This is a genomic window from Streptomyces thermospinosisporus (genome assembly GCF_039526425.1).
Taxonomy (GTDB): Bacteria; Actinomycetota; Actinomycetes; order Streptomycetales; family Streptomycetaceae; genus Streptomyces; species Streptomyces thermocarboxydovorans.
Genome location: NZ_BAAAIZ010000089.1, coordinates 23,782 through 29,956 on the forward strand (window position 1 = coordinate 23,782; position 6,175 = coordinate 29,956).

The 6,175-nt window shown below is 71.9% G+C and carries 2 protein-coding genes; both read left to right on the plus strand.

Translation table 11 applies throughout. From position 1 onward, the window contains the following. Positions 1 to 74: 74 nt before the first annotated feature. Positions 75 to 3,992, plus strand: coding sequence for a glycoside hydrolase family 2 TIM barrel-domain containing protein (locus ABD207_RS25300; RefSeq protein WP_344015438.1), 3,918 nt, complete (start codon positions 75 to 77; stop codon positions 3,990 to 3,992). Positions 3,993 to 4,116: 124 nt separating this feature from the next. Further along, a complete protein-coding gene (locus ABD207_RS25305) occupies positions 4,117 to 5,586 on the plus strand; it encodes an AlkA N-terminal domain-containing protein (protein ID WP_344015439.1) in 1,470 nt (489 codons plus the stop codon). Positions 5,587 to 6,175: the final 589 nt, after the last annotated feature.

Here is a 6,175-nt window from a genome sequence, read left to right on the forward strand (position 1 = left end):
GTGATCCGCGCCCGCAGCAACGCCCCTTGCCCTCAGTCCGCGCAGCTCTCTGTCGTACCGAGGAAGGCCACGCCATGCCGCACCTGCCCGTCACCCCCGTCAGCCGGCGCCGGCTGCTGGAGTCCGGTGCCGCCGCCCTCGGCGCCCTCACCCTCTCCGCCGCGCTCACCGGCACCGCCCAGGCCGCCCTACGGCGCCCGGCGGCCGAGGCCCCCGAACCGGCCGGCGCCCCCGAATGGAACGGCCGCATCTCCGTCTTCCGGGTGGGCACCGAACCCCCGCACACCACCCTGATGCCGTACGCGGACGTCGACCAGGCCCTGGAAGCCGACCGCACCCGTTCGCCCTACCGGCTGAGCCTCGACGGCCGCTGGAAGTTCGCCCACGCCGACCGGCCCGACGACCGGGACCCCGACTTCCACCGCACCGACCTCGACGACAGCGACTGGGACACCATCCCCGTCCCCTCCTGCTGGCAGCTGCACGGCTACGACAGCCCCATCTACGTCAACATCAACTACCCCTGGTGGGGCCCCAACGGCCTGGGGGAGAACGCCCAGCCGCCCGCCGCACCGACCCGCTACAACCCCGTCGGCCAGTACCGGCGCACCTTCACCGTGCCCCGCGGCTGGTCGGGGCGGCGCACCTTCCTGCACTTCGAGGGCGTCAAGTCCGCCCACTACGTATGGATCAACGGCGAACTGGCCGGCTACAGCGAGGACTCCTACACCCCCGCCGAGTACGACATCACCGAGCAGCTCAGGCCCGGCACCAACCGGATCGCCGTGGAGGTCTACCGCTACTCCGACGGCGACTGGCTGGAGGACCAGGACATGATCCGGCTGAGCGGCATCTTCCGCTCGGTCTACCTGTACTCCACCCCGGCCGTGCATCTGCGCGACTTCAGGCTGGACCCCGTGCTCGGCGACGACTACCGCACGGCCGAGCTCAAGGTGACGGCACAGGTGCGGGCGTACACGGAGGCGGCGCGGGAGACGGGGAAGCACACCGTCGACGTGCAGCTCTACGACGCCCGCGGCCACGCCGTCTGGTCCCGCCCGCTGCGCCGGACCGCCGACCTCACCTCCGTGCCCGCCGGACAGGACGTCACCGTCGAAGCCGCCCAGGCCGTGCCCGACCCCCGGCTCTGGTCCGCCGAGGACCCCTACCTCTACACCGCCGTCCTCCAGCTCCGCGACCCCGCGGGCAAGGTCGTCGAGACCCTCTCGCACCGCGTCGGCCTGCGCGAATTCGCGCTCAGGGACGGCCTGATGCGCATCAACGGCAAGCCCGTCTCCTTCCGGGGCACCAACCGCCACGAGATGCACCCGGAGCGCGGCATGTCCCTCACCCGCGACGACATGGTGAAGGACATCCGCATCATCAAACGGCTCAACATCAACTCCGTGCGCACCTCGCACTACCCGGACAACCCGCTCTGGCTGGAACTTGCCGACGAGTACGGGCTCTACCTCATCGATGAGACCAACCTCGAGACCCACGGCATCCGCGGCGAGTACCCCGGCGACCACCCCGACTGGACCGAGGCCTGCGTCGCCCGCGCGCAGAACATGGTCCACCGCGACAAGAACCACGCCTCGGTGGTCATCTGGTCCCTCGGCAACGAGGCAGGCGGCGGCAGCACCTTCACCGCCATGCACGACTGGATCCGCTCCTACGACCCCACCCGCGTCATCCAGTACGAGGGCGACGACCGCCCCGGCATCAGCGACATCCGCTCCAAGATGTACGAGAGCCCCTCCCGCGTCGAGGCCAGGGCCAAGGACACCGGTGACACCCGGCCCTATGTGATGATCGAGTACTCGCACGGGATGGGGAACTCCAACGGCAACTTCAAGAAGTACTGGGACGTCGTGCGCCGCTACGACGTCCTCCAGGGCGGCTGGATCTGGGACTTCGCCGACCAGGCCCTGCGCCACCCTGCCCCCGCCCGCACCCTGTTCACCGAGTCCGGCCCCGCCGCACTGCGCGGCGAGATCGTCAACCCCAGCGGCTCCTTCAGCCGGGACGAGGGCCTGTCCGGCGGCACCGTCTTCGCCCGCGACGAGCGCCTGGACCTCACCGGATCGCTGACGCTGGAGGCGTGGATCACCCCGAAGGTCACCGGATACCACCAGCCGGTGATCGCCAAGGGCGACACCCAGTACGCCCTCAAACAGACCGACCGGCGGCTGGAGTTCTTCATCCACAGCGGCGGCCAGTGGATCAGCGCGGCCTGGGACCTCCCGGAGGGCTGGACCGGCCGCGAACACCACATCGCGGGCGTCTTCGACGCCGGCGCCGGCACCCTCACCCTCCACGTCGACGGCACCGTACGGGCCACCCGCACCACCACCACCCGCCGCCCGGACAACAACACCGCGCCGCTCTCCCTCGCCACCGATGTCGACAACCCCACCCGCGAGTTCAGCGGCACCATCCGCAGGGCCCGCGTCTACGCCCGCGCCCTGACCTCCGCCGAACTCGCCTCCGACGCCCGGCGCCCCGGCGACGACGGCGTCCGCTTCTGGTTCGACGCGGCCGATGTCCACGTCACCCGCCAGCGGCCGAAGGACCGCACCTTCCTCGCCTACGGCGGCGACTGGGGCGACAACCCCAACGACGGTGCCTTCTCCGGCGACGGCATCATCACCGCCGACCGCCGCCACACCGGCAAGGCCGCCGAGGTCAAACGCATCTACCAGGCCGTCCACGCCCGCCCGGCCGACGGCGACACCCTCACCTCGGGCCGGCTGACCCTCACCAACGAGTACCTCTTCACCAACCTGCGCGCCTTCGACGGACACTGGACCCTCGTCGCCGACGGCAAGGCCGTCCAGCGCGGGCGGCTGACCCGCGAGCAGCTGACCGTGCCGCCGCAGTCGAGCAAGGACATCACCGTGCCCTTACGGCTGCCCCGCAACCCCGCACCCGGCAGCGAATACTTCCTGCAGCTGTCCTTCACCACCAAGGAACGCACCCCCTGGGCCGACCCCGGCTTCGAGATCGCCGCACAGCAGCTCCCGCTCGACGCCGGCGCCCCGCCCGTGACACCCGTACCGCTGGACCGCGTCCCGGCACTGCGCCACGACGAGGACGAGCAGAAGATCACCGTCACCGGCGAGGACTTCTCGGTCACCGTCGACAAGCGCAGCGGCACCATCACCTCCTACAAGGCCCACGGCGTCCGCCTGATCACCTCGGGCCCGGTGCCCAACTTCTGGCGCGCCCCCACCGACAACGACCGCGGCAACGGCCACCACACCCGCAACCAGACCTGGCGCGACGCCGGGGCCCGGCGCAAGATCACCGGGATCGAGGTGCACACCCTGCGGGACCGGGCCGTGCGGATCACCGTCACCGGCACCCTGCCGACCAGCACCGAGTCGGCCTACAGCACCACGTACACCGTCTTCGGCAACGGGGAGATCAAGGTCGACAACACCCTGCACCCCGGCTCCACCGCCCTCCCGTACATCCCCGAGGTCGGCACCCTGCTGCTCCTGCCGCGCGGCCTGGACCGGCTGCACTACTACGGCCGCGGCCCCGAGGAGAACCACTGGGACCGCGCCGACGGCACCGACGTCGGCCTCCACTCCGGCACCGTCGCCGGCCAGTGGACCCCCTACCTGCGCCCCCAGGAGAACGGCAACCGGACCGATGTGCGCTGGGCCGCCCTCACCGGCCGCGACGGCACCGGCCTGCTCGTCTCCGGCGAGCCCCTCGTGGAGATCAACGCCTCCCACTTCACCCCGGAGGACCTGTCCTGCGGAGTGCGCCACGACTACCAGCTCACTCCGCGGGAGGCGGTCGTCCTTCGGGTGAACCACCGGCAGATGGGCGTCGGCGGCGACAACAGCTGGGGTGCCCACACTCACGACGAGTACAAGCTGTTCGCCGACCGCGACTACCGGTACACGTACCGGCTGCGCCCCCTGACCGACGTACGCCGGGCCACCGAACTCTCCCGGCGGCCCACCGCGGAGGAGTGACACCTTCCCCCTGCTCGGTCGCCCAAAGGGCGACCCGGGACGACGCAGCCCACACCACCACCATGTCGGATTCCCGCCAGCATCGGCGGCCCAGGTCGCCGATGCTGGAGCCATGCACCAGGGGATGCACACCGACACCGAGCGCTGCGTACGCGCCGTCCAGTCCAAGGACGCGCGCTTCGACGGCTGGTTCTTCACCGCCGTCCTGACCACCGGCATCTACTGCCGGCCCAGCTGCCCCGTGGTGCCGCCCAAGCCGCGCAACATGGTCTTCTACCCGAGCGCGGCGGCCTGCCAGCAGGCCGGCTTCCGGGCCTGCAAACGCTGCCGCCCCGACACCAGCCCCGGCTCCCCGGAGTGGAACCGGCGCGCCGACCTGGTGGCCCGGGCCATGCGGCTGATCGCCGACGGAGTCGTGGACCGCGAGGGCGTCCCCGGCCTCGCCGCCCGCCTCGGCTACAGCGCACGGCAGATCGAACGCCAGCTGCAGGCCGAGCTCGGCGCCGGCCCCCTCGCCCTGGCCCGCGCCCAGCGCGCCCAGACCGCACGCCTGCTGATCGAGACCACCGATCTGCCCATGGCGCAGATCGCCTTCGCCGCCGGCTTCTCCTCCATCCGCACCTTCAACGACACCGTCCGCGAGGTCTACGCGCTCTCACCGGGCGAGCTGCGCGCCCGCACCTCGCCCGCCGGCCGCAACGGCACCACCGGCGCCCTGACCCTCCGCCTGCCGTTCCGCGCCCCGCTCAACCCCGACAACCTCTTCGGCCACCTCGCCGCGACCGCTGTCCCCGGAGTGGAGGAGTGGCGCGACGGCGCCTACCGGCGCACCCTCCGCCTGCCGCACGCCCCCGGCATCGCCGCCCTCACCCCGCGCCCCGACCACATCGCCTGCCGCCTCACCCTCGGCGACCTGCGCGACCTTCCCGTCGCCATCAGCCGCTGCCGCCGCCTGCTCGACCTGGACGCCGACCCCGTGGCGGTCGACGACCGGCTCCGCACCGACCCCGCGCTGGCGCCCCTGGTCGACAAGGCGCCCGGGCGGCGCGTCCCGCGCACCGTCGACGCGGCGGAGTTCGCCGTACGGGCCGTCCTCGGCCAGCAGGTGTCGACTGCCGCCGCCCGCACCCACGCCGCCCGCCTGGTCACCGCACACGGCGAACCGGTCGACGACCCCGAGGGCGGCCTCACCCACCTCTTCCCCTCACCGGAACACCTCGCCGAACTGGATGCGGACGCCCTCGCCCTGCCCCGCACCCGGCGCACCACCCTGCTCACCCTCGTCCGCCGACTCGCCGACGGCACCCTCCACCTGGGCGAGGAGAGCGACTGGCCCGAGTCCCGCACCCGCCTCCTCGCCCTCCCCGGCTTCGGCCCCTGGACCGCCGACGTCATCGCCATGCGCGCCCTCGGCGACCCCGACGCCCTCCTCCCCACCGACCTCGGCGTCCGCCGCGCCGCCCAGCACCTCGGCCTGCCCTCGACCCCGGCCGCCCTCACCGCCCGTGCCGAGATCTGGCGCCCCTGGCGCGCCTACGCCGTCCAGTACCTCTGGGCCACCGACAACCACCCCATCAACTCCCTCCCGTCCTGACCGAAGCGAACGCCCCCATGAGCATGAAGCAGCAGCACACCGTCATCGACAGCCCTTACGTCCCCCTCACGCTCGTCGCCGACGACGGCGTCCTCTGCGGCCCTCCACATGACCGACCAGCGCCACCGCCCACCCCTGACTGGCGACGAGGCGCTGCCGGGCCGGAACTGGGGGCAGCGGGCACCCAGCGCTCAGCGCTCCAGGACCCACCGCACCAGTGCGACGATTCCGAGCAAGACCGCCGGCGCCGCCCACCACAACCTCATGACCCGTCGTACGGGGGGCAGCAGCCACAGTGCGCCGGCGGCACCTGACGACCCGATGGTGACAAGGCACGACAGGACTGTCCCTGCGTACGCATCGTCGTCCCAAGGGCCGTCCGGACGGATGGTCGGGAGTGTCATGAATCAGGTGTGATCTTCCCCGAAGGAGTCACCTGATGAGTACGACGACGGATCACCGGATCGAGACATTCGGCAGCGTGTCGCTTGCCGTGGCCGACGGCAGCATTCAGGGTGCCGACGTGAAGTCGATGCCGGTGTCGCCGAACGGTCTGTCCAGCGAGCTGCTGGAGGAGCTGGCCGCGCTG